Origin of the sequence: Corynebacterium sp. TAE3-ERU16 (assembly GCF_019209935.1) — a bacterium.
GTDB classification, from domain to species: Bacteria; Actinomycetota; Actinomycetes; order Mycobacteriales; family Mycobacteriaceae; genus Corynebacterium; species Corynebacterium antarcticum.
On sequence record NZ_JAHUTN010000004.1, the window covers coordinates 207,377 to 224,500 of the forward strand.

A 17,124-nucleotide genomic window follows, 5' to 3' on the forward strand; every position below is an offset into this window, starting at 1 on the left:
GTACGAGCACGACCAGCGCTGCTTGGGGAGTCGGGCTCGCTCTCCGGGGCGTACGGAAGACGGCCAGCAGGGTTCTTGTCGGACATTTCGCTGGCGCTCATGTCCTCCAAGAACCGCTGGCCCTCGTCCTCGGTCGCTGCGCTCCCTGCGGGCGAGGGGGTCCCGGGACGCTGGCGCAGGTCCCGGATCGAAGTCGTCAGCCGTTCCACGGTGCCGCCTCCTCATGCTCGGGATCGACGGTCTGCGAGGCAGTCCCGTCGTTCACCGATCCCGAAGACGATGCCGCCTTCTTCGCACGCCTTGACCTCTTCGCCTTCTCTGCCTCCAGGGCATCGGCCGCCTCCTGAGAGAGCCGGTCGTAGAGGCCGGGGCTCTGGGCGCGCAGCAGATCGATGACCTTCCCGTCGATACGGCGCTGCTCGGCAGCGGCGGCACGCTTGAGCTTTGCGATGCGCTCGGACGCACGGCGGCGCTCCTGCTCGATCAGCTCGTCGAGGTTGGTCGTGGTCTTGTTGCTCATGGTCAGTTCTCCTCTTCGTTCAGGGTGTCGCCCTCTCCGAGGGCCATTGATACGATCTCGGCCGGAAGATCGAGGGCAGCGATGATCGCGTCTTCGGGCACACCTTCGTCTCGTGCTTCCTGCACGTCCTCACGGAGCCGGTCGAGCACCGCGCCAAGCACGAGTGCCTCAGAGCGCAGGGACCCCTCGATCGTGGTGCGCCTGGGGTCGCGGGCCTGCCAGGCGTCGCCGGGAGCGCGTCCACTGATGAGCCAGTCCGTTAACGCGACGCGCACCGTGTTCCAGTCCTGCATGTCCTGGATCAGGTCGTCGAGCATCTGGTCGTCGTTCTTCATGGGCGTTCCTTACGGGTCGTTGAGCTGGTCAGTACGGGAGCCGGTCGGCGTCCGTGGGGTGTTCGCCGGGAGACATGGACTTCATCCGGCCGAGGTATGGGTCGAGCGTGTCGATGGGGAGCATCTGGGACGCCCGCTCGGGCCGGCGGGCGTTGTCCCAGTCGCCGCGCGATACGGTGCCGAGCCCCCACTCGCCGAGCCAGTCGAGTCGCTCGGTGATGCTCAGCGAGCGGTCAGCGAGCGTCGGGATCGAGACCACACCCTGGCGATGCGCCATTACGATGGACATCAGGACAGCGCGCTGCGGGGTCCTGATGCGGCGGCCCTTACCGTGCGCGAACTTCAGGTTCCAGTTGCGCCACTGAGCGACGGTGCGCAAGCATCCCGTCTCGGCCATGTCGCGGGCGATCTGGCGAGCGCGCAGGCAGTCCTCGACTCGCTCCCACGGGTGCGTGGTGAAGGTCGCAATCTCGTGGGTGGTGCCGTCGGGCAGGGGCACCATTTCGGGCGTCATGGAGGGCATGACGGGCCTGCGCTTGAGGTCGTAGTCCATCGAGACCGAGCGTTCGACCCGGGACGGCAGGAAGTCCTTCCGGCCCTCCGTACGAGACAGCTCCTGGAACGACGGAAACCTGGTGTATCCGTTCGGGACCCGTCCTTCGCGGGTCACGACGGAGGCCAGCAGCAGCTCACGGTCCTTGGCGCTGTCAGGGACAACGCCCTTTGGGGCCTTGAGGCCGTTGTGAGCGCACACGCCGCCGAGGTCGAGGGAGACGTTCCCACGCGTCGTGAAGTTCACCAGGCCGGACTGCGCATGCTTGGCTTCCCAGATAGACGGATCCCCGGTCAGAGCGGTCCTGGCGTCGCTGAGCACCTCCTTCAGCCCGTAGAGGTCCAGGGCGGCGACCTCGGTCACGGTGGCGTTCGTGATGAAGCCGTCGGTGGTCACTGAGTAGACGTCCCTACCGTTCTCGTTCAGCTGGTTCATCGTCGCCAGCAGCTGTGCACGCACCAGAGACGTGGTGGTGGCCGCGTGGTAGGGGCTGGACACGGCGGAACCGCCGACGTTGCCCATCTCTTGCGCACGTGCATCCCAGGACCGCTGCTCAGCAACGTCCTGCGCCGTCTTGCCGTAAATGCTGTTCACGGCGGTCTTGAGAGTCTGCTCCTCCAGCGAGCCCTTGCCGAACAGCGCCTTGGCCGCGTTGCGGTCGTCGATGAGCTGCTTGACGCCATGCCGGAGGGAGAGACTCGGGCCACCGTTCTGCCGCAGCTCACGACCCAGGTACCCGATCTGGCAGTGCACCTCAGCACCGAGTCTGAGCGCGAGCCACAGCTCAGGACCGCACACCCACGTCCCGGCGACGCCCTCGGACGTGCGCGGATAGATGAGCGTCCCATCGGCGACGATGGGCAGGCACGGGTACAACACGTCAGCCGGGAATGCGAAGGAGACGAACCCGACGAAGGGCGTCGTCGCCGTCGGAACGTCATCGATGGTGATGACGCGTTCGTGCGCGACATCCTCGATAGCACCGGCCTCCCAGTCGAGGTCACGCACCAGCGCCATCGCCGTCGGGTACGCGTTCCGTGCGTCGATGTCCACGGTCGGGAAGGCGTAATAGCCCGGCATTGGGCACGAGTTCAAGCCACCGTGGTAAGCGCGAGCGAATGCCGTGGACAGCTGAGCTGCTGCGCCGTCGAGCGGGTTGCGCCCCCGCTTCGCGTAGAAGCTCAGCCGGTCGCCTTCCTCGACGGCCTCGACACCCTCGTCCTCGTCCACCAGCCCAGCGAACAGCCGACGGAACTCAGCAGGAGAGGACGCTTCGAGGTAGGCACTGCCCGCGTTGACGAGCGCGGCAGCGGCACCACCGCTGAGCGTGATCGGCGGGACGGTGCCGTCGCCCCACAACCGGGCGAGGTACTCCACGACGATGACGGCGTCGTTGACGCCGTACTCCAGGAACTCCGCCAAGTGTTCGCGCCGGTAGTCGGTCATCCTGGAGATCCAGCCATCCGGCACGTCGAGCTTCGCGACGCCGCACGCCTCGCCGAGCGCTGTCAGCGTCTTTTTCCCAGCAGGAGCCTGCGACATGGTGTCGCGCACGGTCACCGACAGGCTCTGCCACCAATGCCCGTTCTCGTTGCCGCGCTGCGAGCGAAACGGCAGGAGACTAACAAGGCCACCAGCAGCTGAGGTCAGGCGGACGAGGACGTCCAGCTCCCGAGCCTTCCCGCCCGAGCGGAACGTCGTGAGGTCTGCTGCCCCGTAGTGGCAGGCAAGGACGAGGGGAACCCTCAGCCTCGCCAATGCCTCGCGGCGCTCCTCCCAGTCCTCAGACCAGAACATGCCACGGGGCACGCCTCGCGAACCCACCGCATCAGGCACCAGAGGCGAGCGCCACAGCTCAGCAGCAGCGACTACGGTCCACAGTGCCGTGTGCAGCGAGATACGCGCGCCGGAGCCCAACGGAGGCAGGATGACGACCTCGACCATCACCGACGGATCGAGTGGATCCGGCACGGCGAACTGGTAAGAGTCGACGACCCGAGCGCCGCCCACGATCGTGAACTCCGTGTCTAGGCCGACGACGATCCCGGCGCGGCCCGTGCCCATCGCCTTTACCGACGAGAGATCGCCGAACGCCGTCGCGGTTACGGACTTGCTCGCGACGACAGCGCTCGGCGCGAGCGGCGCCGAGCCGGTCTCAGAACCACGGTCACACGGTCGAGACTCGGGGCTCCCCATAGCGGCTTGTGACCGTGCCCGAATATCTTCCCCACGACCAGGGGAAACACCCGTCTCGGAGGGGCCTAGTAAGTGTGACAGTTCGGAACTGTCACATCCGGCGGCCGGATTCTCGGATTCTGACTCCCCACTGGTTGAGACATCCTTGGGCACGGTTGCACCACCGCTGACCGCTTCTCGGGCGCGACGTCGCACGAGCACCTCGAAGACGATGCCGCGCCGTGCGCCATCAGTGATCTCGTGACGCGCCCAGCCGAAGGCCGCGGCGCTCATGACGCACTGCCGAAGATCGTGCTGAGGCGACGAACCTGGACGTCGCTCAGCGGGGGAGCGGAGGCGGCGAGCCGTTCTGCGGCGGCTTCGATCTCGTCGAAGGTCGCACGCTTGACGGTCACCGCGAGAGCGTCGAGGTCGGTGCGCAGAACTTTGACGCGCGAACCGACCTTGACGGCGGGCAGCCGGCCGTCAGCGATGTACTTCCGAAGTGTGGAGTAAGCGGAATAACCCTCGGCGGCTGCCTGCTGGAGGGTAAGAAAAGTGGACTGGACGTGGCGTGTCGAGGACACAGGGACTCCCTAGGAGTCAATACCCGTGTACTCGTGGCCGCCTCTACGATCCCTCACCTACCGATGAGGGCGGCTGCGCTCTGGCCTCTGTCCTCGTCGCTGGAGCGCCAGGCCCGACGAGTGTGGTTCGCAATCGGCCGGTCTACCCGAGCGCGTCCATCTCGCTCGGAACCCGTGACTCTGGCCTTTGACCTCGCGCCGGGAGTCACGCCGGTACCGCGAGTGTGGGTCACCAGTGGCAGTCGGAGGAGCCCATCCCTTGTGCCCGACACGCGACCCTGCCCTGTTATCCGAAGGTGGCGGGTCGCCCGCCAGTCCCTCTTACCCCGGTGTGCTCGTGCTGGGGTCTTCATCTTTTCCGCCGGATGAGCACTGCTCCGGTCGGGGTAGTAGTCGACGTTCGACTACGCCATCAATTATAGCAAGGTGGGACGCGGTTTGGCAGTTGAGAGCGTAAGACATGGAGATCAACACATAAGTAATGTTCGGAACGTGGTGGACTTCAAGTTCAACGTTTAGCCAACTGTCCATCACTGCTTCTGTGATCTCCGTCCCGCGCCGCACCCGTGCTGGGCACCGGGCAAGATGTGGAACCGGGGCCCTCCCGGATCATGGACCTGGACTTTAACGCCTGGCGTCAATGACGGATTCCGTTATACACTGCTGATGTGATCAGATCGTTCGGCAACAGGGACACCGAGCATATCTGGCAGGAGAAGTACGTCAGGAGCATCGATCGGACGGTTCAGCGGAAGGCCCTCAGGAAACTCGAGCTCATCCACGCTGCCAAGGATGTTTCGGATCTGCGAATACCTCCGGGTAACCGGCTGGAGCGCCTGATCGGTGACCGACGAGGACAATACAGTATTCGTGTCAACGCCCAGTGGCGTATCTGTTTCATCTGGAGGAAGGGAGGTGCGGACAATGTCGAACTCGTCGACTATCACTGAAACCGATCTGATCAGTCCGATTCACCCCGGGGAGATTCTCATGGAGGACTTCATCGAGGGCTTCGGCATCACCCAGAACAAGCTCGCCGTGGAGATCGGTGTTCCGCCCCGGAGAATCAATGAGATAGTCCACGGTAAGCGGGGTATCACCGCCGATACCGCGATCCGGCTGGCTCGATACTTCGGTACCTCCGAGGAGTTTTGGATGAACCTGCAGGCGAACTACGAGCTACGTATGCGGCGGAGGGCCCTGGGTGGATCGATCGCCGGTATCAAGCCTCTGCAGGTCGCGTGACACCAGGCGGCTACGGTGTCCGCTGGATGAGGGGATGGGGGCTCCGACGGTGGCGCCTGTTCTGGAGAATTGACCTCGGGGGTGTCCCGGAAAGCATGGCCGGATTTTCCCTTCCCTCACGCAAGATGGCCCACATTTTCCTGCGGAGAGACCGCGGGCTCCGGTAGGTCGTGTCGAACCATCTTCGTCAGGAGTGGGTGGGCCCACAAACACCCCTACACTTCTTTCATGATCAGTTCTGTTCCGGTTGACTCGACCGCACCTAGGTACGTCCACGGCCATGACTCCGCGACTCTCGCGTCACACTCCGTGCGAACCGCCGCGAACTCCTGCGGCTATCTCCTGTCGTACCTGAAACCGGGAATGAGTGTTCTCGACATCGGGTGCGGCCCCGGAAGCATCACCCTCGACCTGGCGGAGATCGTCGGCCCGGAGGGGCGTGTGACCGGACTCGAGAACACCGCCGAACCACTGTGGGCCGCCCGGCGGCTGGCTGCGGGTCGAGGCGATTCGGGGACCCGCTTCGTGGTGGGGGATGTTCTTCAGCTTCCGTTCCCGGACGGATCGTTCGAGGTGGTGCACGCGCATCAGGTGCTCCAGCATGTCGTTGACCCCGTCAGGGCGCTGACGGAGATGCACAGGGTCTGCGCTCCGGGCGGGGTTGTCACGGTGCGGGACGCCGACTACGCGGCGATGTCCTGGTACCCGTACTACCCGGGTATGGAACGGTGGCGACACACCTACCGGGAGCTCGCGAAGCGCAGCGGCGGGGAACCGGATGCGGGGCGTCATCTTCGCGCGTGGGCACACGCCGCGGGGTTCGTCGATCCCGTCATCACGACCAGCGCATGGACGTACGCGGACACCGACAGTTGCCGGTGGTGGGGCAATGGTCAGGCCGACCGCATCTCGGGGGCGATCTTCCGTGGTCGGGTGACCGACATCCCGGGGGTCACCGACGCGGACGTGGACGAGATGGTGAGGGACTGGCGGAGCTGGGCGAACCATCCGGATTCGTGTTTCACGATGACCCACGGTGAGATGATCGTGTTCCGCTGAATGAACGGGATCTCTCCGTGTGGGGCGACGGGATGATGATGTGATCGGATTCTCCTCGGGAGTTGAACCGGAGCCTGACACAGGAGCATTTCATGCAACTACCGCGAAAGTCCGATACCGGTCAGCGCTCCGTGCCTGCGTGCTGCCGGGGGCACCTGATGGGACAGGTACAGGACGGTCGTCGCCGACATCCGGGCCATCGGTAGGCGGAGCCTCTCCGACCGTGGCTCCGCCAGTTACCTAAGGCAATGCGGCGTTGCGGTCAGAGGGCCGGAGGAGCATGATTCAGGTATGTCGTCCAACAAAACTGCAGAATTCGGTGCGCCGAGAGACGGCGGAGTGAAGCGTCCGCTCATAACGCTTCTGGGACCGGCATTCATCGCCGCGGTCGCCTACGTTGACCCGGGTAACGTGGCCGCGAACATCTCCGCCGGGGCGACGTACGCCTATCTGCTCGTCTGGGTGCTCGTGTTGTCCAATGCGATGGCGGTGCTGATCCAGTACCAGAGCGCCAAGCTCGGTCTGGTCACGGGGAAATCCCTCCCTGAGCTGCTGGGGGACCGGCTCGGAAAGCCGCAGCGGCTGGCGTTCTGGGGACAGGCGGAGCTCGTCGCCGCGGCGACCGATCTCGCGGAGGTCGTCGGTGGGGCGATCGCGCTGAATCTCATGTTCGATCTGCCACTCGTCGTCGGCGGGGCCATCGTCGGCGCCATCTCCATGGGGCTGCTGCTGTTCCAGAACCCTGAACACCAGCGGCACTTCGAGTTCATCATCATCGGTCTGCTGCTCATCATCACGGTCGGATTCCTGAGTGGTCTGGTCATCAGTCCGCCGTCCGCCACCGGGGTTCTCGGTGGTCTGGTGCCTCGTTTCGCGGACACCAACTCGGTGCTGCTGGCCGCTTCGATGCTGGGTGCGACCGTCATGCCGCACGCCATCTACCTGCATTCCAGCCTGGTCAACCACCGGTTCCCGAAACTCGGACGGGATCTGCCGAGACTGCTGAAGGCGACGAAGCATGATGTGGTGTGGGCACTGGTCCTCGCCGGAACCATCAACATCGCGCTGCTGCTGCTCGCGGCGTCGGCACTCGGTGGGGTCCCCGGAACCGACAGCATCGAGGGCGCGCACCACGCCATCGAACAGGCGCTGGGCCCGGTGATCGGTGTCATCTTCGCCATCGGGTTGCTCGCCTCCGGTCTGGCGTCCACCTCCGTCGGCGCGTACGCCGGCTCGGAGATCATGGCCGGTCTCCTGCACATCCGGGTTCCGCTGGTCCTCCGTCGGGCGATCACCCTGATTCCCGCCCTGATGATCCTCTGGCTCTATCCGGACCCGAGCTGGGCGCTGGTTCTCTCCCAGGTCGCGCTGTCCTTCGGTATCCCGTTCGCCATCATTCCGCTGGCGCGGATGACCTCGAGGCGGGAGCTGATGGGGCAGTGGCGGGACAACGCGTGGGTACGGTCCGTGATGGTCGCGATCTCGGTGGCGATCGTGGCCCTCAACTTCCTGCTCATCTACCTGACGTTCGTCCAGTAGCAGGGCAGCCGCGTTCCGGTGACGGAGTCACCCGCGGGCATGCCGTATCATCGGGGATCCGCGGTCGGAGGTCAACCGGCCGTCACGTTGACCGGCCCTCAGTGGCCGACTGAAAACACACGGGAGAAAGTCACCATGTTCGGCGCCACCGTCACCTTCACCGTCCTCGCCATCTTCACGGCCGCATCCGGTTTCTTCACCTGGGAGCGCAACAAGGGGGTGTCCCTCCTGCTCGGCGTAGCGACCGTCATTCTGTCCTCGATCGCCCTGATCCTCGCTTTCGTGGGTGCGGTCGTCGGATTCTTCAAGTTCCTGCCGATCCTGCTGCTCCTCGCAGGCTGCTACATCCTCTACCGCCGACTCAGCTCAGCCGGCTAGATTTCCCGGGCGGTGATCCCGCGCGGCAGTGGAGGCTCCGGTCCCGAGTAGCGGGCTCCGGAGTCTTTCTCATTTTCTCATGCCGGTGGATCAGTGTTTCTTCCCACGGAACGGTAGATTGTGGATGATCCCGAACACGGTCGCGCCCCAGGCCAGGCCGAGAACCATGGAGAAGAACGTGTTGACGATCCATGCCGCGGCGCCGCCGATACCCGACCAGCCGCGCACGACCTCCTCCATGTGGTGCACGAACCCGTAGGGTGCGTGGAGCCCGAACTCGTCGATTCCGACGAGGATGATGTGCCCGCCGACCCACAGCATCGCGAAGGTACCGATCACGGCGATGAGGTCCAGGACCTTCGGCATGGCGGAGACCAGCGCCCGGCCGAACTTCCTCGACCGGCGGTTGGGTCGTTTCGCCAGCTTCAGCCCGACGTCATCCATCTTGACCAGGACGGCCACTGCCCCGTAGACGAGGGCGGTGATGAAGAGGGCGACGATGACGAGTACGACGGTGCGGGTCCAGAAGGGCTCGGTCGCGACCTCGTTGAGGGAGATCACCATGATCTCCGCGCTGAGAATGAGATCCGTGGTGATCGCGCCCTTCACCAGCCGGTCCTCCGCGTCCGGCCCTGATTCGCGGACCGGGGTGTCGTGGCTCCCCCCGGAACCGAAGAACTTCTCCCGCACCTTCTCCGCGCCCTCGTAGCAGAGGTAGGTGCCGCCGAGCATCAGGATGGGGGTGAGGATCCAGGGGGCCACCGCGCTGAGCAGCAGCGCGAGCGGCAGGATGATGACGAGTTTGTTGAACAGGGATCCCTTGGTGATCCGCCAGATGATGGGCAGTTCCCTGGCCGGTCGCACCCCCTGGACGAAGCGTGGGGTCACCGCGGCATCGTCGACGACGACCCCGGCGGCTTTCGCGCTGGTGCGGCCGGCGGCGGCCGCGACATCGTCGACGCTGGCCGCGGCCGTCCGGGCGATGAGGGCCACATCGTCGAGGAGGGCCGCCAGTCCGCCGGCCATCAGAGGGCCCGCGGTCGGTCAGTCAGCTGTGCATGCATGGGCACAGTATTACTGATGTACGCCGTCACCGGCGAATGAGTCAGGTCCACAGCAGTGCCTTGATCTTCCGCCGCTGATCCATGGCGGCGTATGTGTCGGACACCCCGTCCAGCGGGTAGTGGTCGGTGAACACCGCGCCGGGGTCGATCTCCCGGTTCCACACGAGGGGCAGGAGCTCGTCGAGGTAGGCCCGCATTGGCGTGACCCCGCCCCGGATCCCCTTGTTCCTCCAGAAGAGCCGCTCGGCCTCGAGCCCTCCATGTGGCAGCTCGACCAGACCGATCATTCCACCGGGCCGTACGGCGTCGACCGCCCGGCGGCGCGCCCCTCGGAACCGACGCACTCCAGTGCACGGTCGGCGTCGATGCCGTCGGTGAGGGTCCGGACCGCCGCTGCACCATCGTCGCCGCGCTCGGCGATGATGTCGGTGGCCCCGAACCGTCGGGCGAGATCCTGCCGGTCGGCCTGCCGGGACATCGCGATGATGCGCTCCGCCCCGAGCTGTCTCGCGGCGATGACGCCGCACAGTCCCACGGCGCCGTCGCCGACGACCACCACCGAATCCCCGGCACCGACACCCGCGGATATCGCGGCGTGCCACCCGGTGCACATCACCTCGGACAGCGTCAGCAGCGAGGGGATGAGTTCCCGGTCCGGAGCCCCCGGTGTCGTCACGAGGGTGTCGCCCGCCAGGGGTACCCGGATCAGTTCGGCCCGGCAGCCGTCGTATCCGCCGCCCCCGGTGGGGCGGTTGGTGTGCATGCCGGCGCGACAGGTCGGGCAGTCGTTGCAGGAGTGGAGGAACCCACCCACGACGAAGTCGCCGGGGGAGGCCGTGAACACGGCCGAGCCGACCTCCTCGACGACCCCGACGTACTCGTGGCCGATGGGGTTCGGTTCCGGGATGTCGTTGTCGCCCCGGTACGGCCGGAGGTCGGATCCGCGGACACAGGTGGCGACCGTGCGGACGATGGCGTCGGTCGGCCCCCCGATGACCGGGTCGGGGCGGGTCTCCAGGCGGATGTCGCCGGGAGCGTGGATCATGGTTGCCTGCACATGGTACGTGGCGGATTCCGGGGCTACCGCAGCGTGGCCTCGGTTCCGAGCACGATTCCCGCCATGATGAGCGCCAGTCCCCCCACGGCGAGAAACGTGACGACGAAGAAGAAGGGATCGACCGTCGGCGGCCTGCGGACGTCGCCGGTCCCGTGCTCCGTGACGAACAGATCGACTCGCTGGCCGACCTGTTCCCGGGCGAAGGACGTGTGGTGCGGGTCGGTCCACTGGTGGAGACCGCCGTCGGGACCCGTGAAGGTGATCACCGCACACCGGAACGGATCGCCGGCGGACGCGCCGGGCCGTGGCACCGCATCGATGATGGTGCCCTCGGTACGGTACCAGCTCCGTCGCCGCCGGATGCGGCGGAAGACGAGACCTGCGGCGACGGCGATTCCGAGCAACCCGATACCGAGGAGTACCGCTGCGTCGAGAAGTCCACTGGCCATGTCTGAAGAACCTACCCTCGTGGAAGGTTTGGCGGTACCGTCGGAGGTGCACAAATGGAGATGCGCTGTGGCGCCACCCTGTCCACCGGATCTCCTTCTGACGACCTGACACCCGAGGGGTTGGATACATGAACACACACGTGAACAAACTCGTCATCGTCGGACTGGGGCACGTCGGCTCCTATGTCCTCGCGGATGCGGTCGCATCCGGACTCTACGGCGAGATCGCGCTGATCGACACCGCCGACGGAGTCGCTATCGGAGAGGCCCTGGACCAGCATCACGCGACCGCGCTCAATACGAGGGTCAACGTCGATGTCCACGCCGGTGACTACGGCGACTGCGCGGACGCCGACGTCGTCATCGTCGCGGCGGGCCCGTCCATCATCCCCTCGGAGGAGAACAGGGTGCCGGATCGCGCCGAGCTCGCGAAGACGAACGCCGCGGTGATCCGCCAGGTGATGGGAGACATCGCCGCGGTGACCCACGACCCGGTAGTCATCGTGATCACCAACCCCTGCGACACGATGGCCCACATAGCGGCGACGGAGTTCGGATTTCCCCGCGGGCGGGTCTTCGGTACCGGAACGATGCTGGATTCGGCACGGATGCGGCGGCTCCTCGCGGATCGCCACGGTATCGACCCGAGTTCCGTGCACGGACTGATGCTCGGGGAACACGGCCTGTCCGCTGTTCCGGCGTTGAGCCTGGTCTCTGTGGCTGGTGTGCCGAATTCCGGACTCGGTGACGCGTTCGGCGGTGATCCCTATGAGCTGGATGAACTCGCCCATGATGTCGTCAGAGCGGCCTACGACGTCTTCAACGCCAAGGGCTGGACGAATGCGGGGGTGGCGCAGTCAGCGATCGTGATGGCTCGGGCTGTGCTGCTCGATGAGCGCGCCGTGTATCCGGCGACATATCCGCTGGACGGCGAGTACGGATTGGACGGCGTCTCTGTCTCGCTGCCCTGTGTCATCGGCAGAGGAGGGATTCTGCGCCGTGTCGCACCTGAACTCGCCGATGATGAGAAGGCGTTGTTGATGACGTCGGCGGACGCCGTGCGGCAGGCTATGACCGATGCGGGTGCGCTGGTGATGTGATCAGCCCGCACTCACCCCGGTGACCGTGATCGTGCTGATCCGTTCGGAACCGCAGGTCGGTTGGCTCACCGGGACCGTGAGCCAACCGGTGTCGTTCGGTGGGTAGATCTTCAGCCTCTGGGCGCGTTCGGTGGGCTGGCAGGCTTCGGCGTTGTAGGCGTACGGCTGACTGAACCTGGTGGAGAAGACCGCGGATGTACCTGGATTGAGCCGCACGGGGGCACCTTTCGCCCCGATCTCCCTGTCAGCTGGCGCTCCCACCTGGTTCCCTGCGGCGTCGATGAGGGACACTCCCGGGTACCCGGACACGGTGCAGGGGGCGCCGGTGTTCGTCAGCCGGATCGAGTAGAAGGTGTGGCCGGCACCTGCACTGGTGGAGTCGACGGACGCGTCGAGCTGTTCTGCGGGACAGGCGCGGGACGGGTCCGGAGGGCTGCTCGACCACGGCGTGGTTCCGGTCGTGACCGTGGAGCTGAATCCCGCACCGGAGGACCCCGCCAGGGTCACCTCCGACGGGTTGCCGGCGGTGCAGCCGCTGATCAGGCTCGAGGCCGCGGCGAGGGATACCAGCAGCACCCCGGCCGGCCGACCACCGCGGGCTGGCCGACCGAACAGCAGAACGCCCGTGGGGCCGCTGGTTCTGCTGTGGCTCCTGTTACTCATCATCGTTTCAGGATAGCCGCAAAACCCCGGCCCCGGGAATCCAGTACCGGAAACACCGTCCACCGGTCCGTGCCGGATCAACCACCGGATCCCCGGGTCCGGGCATCTCCCTTTCGGGGGTGGGTCCGGGGAAAACCGCCGGATCAGAGGTACCGCCGCCGTCTCGCGTCCGGCACGGCCGGTCTGTATCATTGGCCCGGTCCCACGGGTGTCCGAGCGTGAATCGGGCTGAGACATCGGTTGACCGCGAGGTGTTCGACCCCGCGGCGCACCGGTGACCGTAACAACCTGATCCGGGTAATGCCGGCGCTAGGGAGATGAGGAAAACAATGAGCACTTCTGTGCCTGAAACCCGCACACCGATCACGGTCACCGCACCGTCGAGGAAGAGCTGGCGGGTGATCGACATCATCGCACTCGCAGTCCTGGGGGTCGCCGCAGGACTGGTGTTCTGGGTCTACAACGGCCCCGGTGGCGCCTTCTACGAGTCGATCAGCGCCGTCACCCCGGGATTCGGCGGCCTCGCCGTCGGCCCCTGGCTGTTCGCCGGTGTCCTCGGCGGCCTGGTGATCCGCAAGCCGGGGGCGGCGCTGCTCTGTGAGGTCATCGCCGCCTCCGTGTCCGCCGGCCTCGGCAACCAGTGGGGGATCAGCACCCTCTACTCCGGTATCGCGCAGGGCCTCGGTGCGGAGATCATCCTCGCGATCTTCCTCTACCGCCGCTTCGGTCCGGTCGTCGCCGCGCTCGCCGGCGCCGGAGCGGGTGCCGGCGCATGGATCCTCGAGGGATTCCTCTCCGGCAACTTCGGTAAGTCGACCGAGTTTCAGGTCACCTACCTCGCCACACTCCTGGTCTCCGGCGCGGTCATCGCCGGAATCTGCTCCTGGCTCCTCGTCCGCGCGCTGGCCGCGACCGGAGCACTGGACCGCTTCGCCGCCGGGCGTGAACGCCAGCGGCAGGTCTAGACCGTGGCACCGGATCCGTTGACCGGTGCCGGTCCCCGGGGAGCGGCGATCCGTGCGACCGGTTTCGGCTGGCGGCACGCCGGGCGTCTGCACCCCACCATCTCCGATCTCGACCTGGACATCGAACCGGGCCGGCGCATCCTCCTGCTCGGGGAGTCCGGCTCCGGGAAGTCCACCCTCCTCGCCGCGATCGCCGGGGTGCTCGGCGGCGACGACGAGGGGGACCGGCAGGGCACGCTCCTCGTCGACGGACACCCGCCCGAGCAGGCCCGCGGTGTCGTGGGAATGGTCCTGCAGGACCCCGACTCCCAGGTCATCTCCTCCCGGGTGGGAGACGACGTCGCCTTCGGATGTGAGAACCTGGGCGTCGAACGCGAGGAGATCTGGCGTCGGGTAGCCCGCGCGCTGGAGCTGGTCGGCCTCGATCTCCCCCTGGATCACCCCACCGCGGAACTGTCCGGAGGCCAGAAACAACGCCTCGCCCTCGCCGGCGTCATCGCCATGGGGGCGCGCCTGATCCTGCTCGACGAGCCCACCGCGAACCTCGACCCGGACGGCGTCGCCGAGGTCCGGGACGCCGTCGACCGTGTCGTGCGGGAGACGGGAGCCACCCTCATCGTCGTCGAGCACCGGGTGGAGATCTGGTCCGGCGTCGTCGACCACGCACTCGTCCTCGGCACCGCCGACCGCGGTCTGATCGCAGCCGGACCCCTCGACGACGTGATCGCCGCCGAGGGGGCCCGACTGGCCGACAACGGGGTCTGGGTCCCCGGAATACCGCTGGATCTCCCACCCGCGGAGACGTCGGAAGGCGTTGCCCCCGTCCCCGCGCTCGATGCGGTGGACCTCACCGTCGGGTGGGAGGGGGGACGGGCCGTGGGGCCACCCCACAACCTGATCCTCCCGGAAGGTCGATCCACGGTGATCACCGGACCGAACGGCGCCGGAAAGTCGACCCTGGCGCTCACACTGGCGGGTCTGCTCGACCCCCTCGGCGGGTCCGTCCACGCCGGCGAGCGCGTTGCCTCGGGGTTGTCGGGTGGGCCGCACTCCTGGTCGTCCCGCGACCTGGCCACCAGGATCGGGTTCGTGTTCCAGGATCCGGAGCACCAGTTCGTCGCCCGGACGGTCCGATCGGAACTGCTGATCGGCCCGGCCGTCACCGCAGGCGGGCGCGGTCGCCTCGGCCTGTGGCGACGGCTCACCGGTCACACACCCGCGGACGCGGTCACCGCCGCCGACAGGGAGCGGGTGGACGAACTCCTCGCCCGTCTGCGCCTCGACCATCTCGCGGAGGCGAATCCCTTCTCCCTCTCCGGGGGACAGAAACGTCGGTTGAGCGTGGCCACCGCGCTCGTCACCACCCCGTCGGTCCTCATCCTCGACGAACCGACCTTCGGGCAGGACCGTCGGACGTTCACCGAGCTGGTGCTGCTGCTGCGCGGGCTCGTCGATTCCGGTGTGACGCTGGCGTCGATCACCCACGACGATCTGTTCGCGGGTGCTCTCGGGGACCACAGGATAGAGGTGGGGAAGCATGCCTGATCTGCTCGCACGCACCAATCCGGTCGCCCGGATCGCCGGCCTCGCCCTTCTGACCACGCCGTTGCTGCTGTCGATCGACGTCGTGTCCGCAGCCTGCTGCCTCGGAGCCATCCTCATCGCGCTTCCGTTCACCGGGACGGAGATCCGGCGGCTGCCGATCCGTGCGTGGCCGCTGTTCCTGGCCGCTCCGCTGTCGGGGATCTCGATGGTCCTGTACGGCCGACCGGAGGGTACCGAGTACATCTCCTACGGCTGGATCCACGTGACGGACAATTCGATTCAGCTCGCGCTGGCGATCATGGTCCGCATCTTCGCCATCGGCCTGCCCGCCATCGTGATGATCGGGAGGACGGACCCGACGGATCTCGGGGACAGTCTCGCGCAGATCTGGCACCTGCCGGCGAAGTTCGTCATCGGCACTGTCGCCGGAGTGCGTCTGGCAACCCTGTTCAGACGCGACTGGCAGGCGATGGGGAGAGCCCGGCGGTCCCGTGGGCTGGCCGACGACGGCCGCATCGTCCGTGGTGTCACCATGCTCTTCGGTCTCCTCGTCCTGGCACTGCGTCGCGGAGCGAAGCTGGCCACCGCCATGGAGGCCCGCGCGTTCGGAGCGGAGATCACCCGCACCTGGGCGAGACCCACCCGGCTGCATCCGCGTGACTGGGTTCTGATGGGGGGCTGTCTCGCGGTCTCCCTGCTGTCGCTCGGCGTCGCGGTCGCCACCGGTGACTTCCGGTTCCTGGGGGTGTGATGGACGGGGTCGTGTCGTTCGATGCCGCGGTGGATCTGCTCGCAGGCGTCTGCGCCCGGGGTACCCGCACGATACTCATCGGCGGACGGTCGGGCTCCGGTAAGACCACGCTCGCACGGGCGGTGGCGGAGCGGACCGGACACAAGGTGGTGCACCTCGACGATTTCTATCCCGGTTGGGGTGGACTGGCCGAGGGGAGCCGCATGGTCGCCCGCGATGTGCTCGCACCGGTGGATCCCGGCTACACCCGCTGGGACTGGGGGAACGACCGTCCCGGTGGGTGGGTGCCCCTGGATCCCGGGGAGGTGCTCATCGTCGAGGGGGTTGGAACGCTGACCCCGGAGAATCTCCGGGCCGCGAGACGACGTGGTACCTGTGTCACCGTCCGCGTTGAACTCGATCAGGAGACGCGTCGGGCCCGCGCCCTGGCCCGGGACCCGGGATTCGGTGACTGGTGGGAGTACTGGGCTCTCTCGGAGGAACGGCATGCCGCGGACGCGGCCAACGTTCTGTCCGACGTCGATCTCGTCGTGGCCGGTGGATAGGATCATCCACCATGACAGTCATCCGGATCGCAGCCGTCGTTCTCCGCAACTCCGACGGGGAGGTTCTCAGTGTGCGCAAGCGGGGTACAGACGCGTTCATGATGCCGGGTGGGAAACTCGAACCGGGTGAGACGGGCCGCGGGGCCGCGGTCCGTGAGATCTCGGAGGAACTCGGTCTCGACCTGGAACCCGGGGCTCTCACGTTTCTCGGTCGCTTCAGCGCACGGGCCGCGAACGAGGCCGGGTGCAGCGTCGACTGCGACGTATTCATTCACCACGACCCCCTGCACCGTGTCCCGGCCGTCCGGGCGGAGATCGCCGAGGCGCGCTTCTTCCCGGTAGGGTCGACGGCCCCCTCGTTGGCCCCGCTCAGTCGTGAGGTGGTGTTCCCGGTCCTGGCCGACATTTCCCGTTGAACCGGGGGATTGGGTGTCCTGTCAGGCTCGACTCATCTGTCATTCATCGTCTGTATGCTAACGATTCAATAACGGACCCGTGTGCTGAATCGGTTGAGCAGTGATGAAGGTGCAGGTCCGGACCGTCGGCCGTGCGGGTGGGGCCTGTGGTATCGGATCGCCGATGTGACAGGGGTGG

The 17,124-nt window shown here is 66.6% G+C and carries 18 protein-coding genes and 1 pseudogene; 11 read left to right on the plus strand and 8 right to left on the minus strand.

The window, feature by feature from the left end:
- Nucleotides 1-196: 196 nt before the first annotated feature.
- From KRX55_RS06050 to KRX55_RS06065, 4 genes are all read right to left on the minus strand, one after another.
- On the minus strand, nucleotides 197-520 hold the full coding sequence (locus tag KRX55_RS06050) for a hypothetical protein (RefSeq protein ID WP_218406875.1): 324 nt from the start codon (nucleotides 518-520) through the stop codon (nucleotides 197-199).
- A 2-nt stretch (nucleotides 521-522) separates the two neighbouring features.
- Entirely contained in the window at nucleotides 523-855 is a 333-nt protein-coding gene (locus KRX55_RS06055; RefSeq protein WP_218406876.1) for a hypothetical protein, read from the minus strand.
- Between the two features lie 28 nt (nucleotides 856-883).
- Nucleotides 884-2,950 (minus strand): hypothetical protein, encoded by a 2,067-nt coding sequence (locus tag KRX55_RS06060; RefSeq protein ID WP_218406877.1) that lies wholly within the window; start codon nucleotides 2,948-2,950, stop codon nucleotides 884-886.
- A 923-nt stretch (nucleotides 2,951-3,873) separates the two neighbouring features.
- Entirely contained in the window at nucleotides 3,874-4,170 is a 297-nt protein-coding gene (locus tag KRX55_RS06065; protein ID WP_218406878.1) for a helix-turn-helix domain-containing protein, read from the minus strand.
- A gap of 668 nt (nucleotides 4,171-4,838) precedes the next feature.
- Here KRX55_RS06065 and KRX55_RS06070 point away from each other — a divergent pair.
- The 5 genes from KRX55_RS06070 (at nucleotide 4,839) to KRX55_RS06090 (ending at nucleotide 8,391) form a co-directional block, all read left to right on the plus strand.
- Nucleotides 4,839-5,120 carry a type II toxin-antitoxin system RelE/ParE family toxin gene (locus tag KRX55_RS06070; protein ID WP_218406879.1) on the plus strand — a complete coding sequence of 94 codons (282 nt, stop codon included), beginning with the start codon at nucleotides 4,839-4,841 and terminating at the stop codon, nucleotides 5,118-5,120.
- Complete coding sequence (locus KRX55_RS06075) at nucleotides 5,095-5,415, plus strand: HigA family addiction module antitoxin (protein ID WP_218406880.1); 321 nt, start codon at nucleotides 5,095-5,097, stop codon at nucleotides 5,413-5,415. The genes KRX55_RS06070 and KRX55_RS06075 overlap by 26 nt, the downstream gene beginning before the upstream one ends.
- A gap of 228 nt (nucleotides 5,416-5,643) precedes the next feature.
- On the plus strand, nucleotides 5,644-6,474 hold the full coding sequence (locus KRX55_RS06080; RefSeq protein ID WP_218406881.1) for a methyltransferase domain-containing protein: 831 nt from the start codon (nucleotides 5,644-5,646) through the stop codon (nucleotides 6,472-6,474).
- A 291-nt stretch (nucleotides 6,475-6,765) separates the two neighbouring features.
- Nucleotides 6,766-8,013: an Nramp family divalent metal transporter gene (locus KRX55_RS06085; protein WP_218406882.1), complete on the plus strand. Its 1,248-nt coding sequence runs from the start codon at nucleotides 6,766-6,768 to the stop codon at nucleotides 8,011-8,013.
- Nucleotides 8,014-8,148: 135 nt separating this feature from the next.
- The gene (locus KRX55_RS06090; RefSeq protein ID WP_218406883.1) at nucleotides 8,149-8,391 is read left to right on the plus strand and encodes a hypothetical protein; all 243 of its coding nucleotides are present in this window, start codon (nucleotides 8,149-8,151) and stop codon (nucleotides 8,389-8,391) included.
- A gap of 90 nt (nucleotides 8,392-8,481) precedes the next feature.
- Here KRX55_RS06090 and KRX55_RS06095 read toward each other — a convergent pair whose 3' ends face one another.
- From KRX55_RS06095 to KRX55_RS06105, 3 genes and pseudogenes are all read right to left on the minus strand, one after another.
- Entirely contained in the window at nucleotides 8,482-9,417 is a 936-nt protein-coding gene (locus KRX55_RS06095) for a DUF808 domain-containing protein (protein ID WP_218406884.1), read from the minus strand.
- Nucleotides 9,418-9,496: 79 nt separating this feature from the next.
- Nucleotides 9,497-10,512 (minus strand): annotated as a pseudogene (locus KRX55_RS06100) (zinc-binding dehydrogenase).
- 23 nt (nucleotides 10,513-10,535) lie between these two features.
- On the minus strand, nucleotides 10,536-10,961 hold the full coding sequence (locus KRX55_RS06105) for a DUF3592 domain-containing protein (RefSeq protein ID WP_218406885.1): 426 nt from the start codon (nucleotides 10,959-10,961) through the stop codon (nucleotides 10,536-10,538).
- A gap of 128 nt (nucleotides 10,962-11,089) precedes the next feature.
- Between KRX55_RS06105 and KRX55_RS06110 the strand changes: the two genes are divergently transcribed.
- Nucleotides 11,090-12,061 (plus strand): lactate/malate family dehydrogenase, encoded by a 972-nt coding sequence (locus KRX55_RS06110; RefSeq protein ID WP_218406886.1) that lies wholly within the window; start codon nucleotides 11,090-11,092, stop codon nucleotides 12,059-12,061.
- On the opposite strand, the gene KRX55_RS06115 is transcribed toward KRX55_RS06110, so the two are convergent.
- Nucleotides 12,062-12,727 (minus strand): DUF4232 domain-containing protein, encoded by a 666-nt coding sequence (locus KRX55_RS06115; protein WP_218406887.1) that lies wholly within the window; start codon nucleotides 12,725-12,727, stop codon nucleotides 12,062-12,064. It abuts the gene before it with no gap.
- 326 nt (nucleotides 12,728-13,053) lie between these two features.
- Between KRX55_RS06115 and KRX55_RS06120 the strand changes: the two genes are divergently transcribed.
- From KRX55_RS06120 to KRX55_RS06140, 5 genes are read left to right on the plus strand one after another with little or no spacing between them, the layout of a single operon-like run.
- Entirely contained in the window at nucleotides 13,054-13,689 is a 636-nt protein-coding gene (locus tag KRX55_RS06120; protein ID WP_200259926.1) for an ECF transporter S component, read from the plus strand.
- A 3-nt stretch (nucleotides 13,690-13,692) separates the two neighbouring features.
- On the plus strand, nucleotides 13,693-15,234 hold the full coding sequence (locus tag KRX55_RS06125; RefSeq protein ID WP_370625764.1) for an ABC transporter ATP-binding protein: 1,542 nt from the start codon (nucleotides 13,693-13,695) through the stop codon (nucleotides 15,232-15,234).
- Nucleotides 15,227-15,985 carry an energy-coupling factor transporter transmembrane component T family protein gene (locus tag KRX55_RS06130; RefSeq protein WP_218406888.1) on the plus strand — a complete coding sequence of 253 codons (759 nt, stop codon included), beginning with the start codon at nucleotides 15,227-15,229 and terminating at the stop codon, nucleotides 15,983-15,985. Before KRX55_RS06125 ends, KRX55_RS06130 begins: the two co-directional genes overlap by 8 nt.
- A gap of 11 nt (nucleotides 15,986-15,996) precedes the next feature.
- Nucleotides 15,997-16,530, plus strand: coding sequence for a hypothetical protein (locus KRX55_RS06135; protein WP_370625765.1), 534 nt, complete (start codon nucleotides 15,997-15,999; stop codon nucleotides 16,528-16,530).
- 11 nt (nucleotides 16,531-16,541) lie between these two features.
- Entirely contained in the window at nucleotides 16,542-16,946 is a 405-nt protein-coding gene (locus KRX55_RS06140; protein ID WP_218406890.1) for an NUDIX hydrolase, read from the plus strand.
- Nucleotides 16,947-17,124 lie beyond the last annotated feature (178 nt).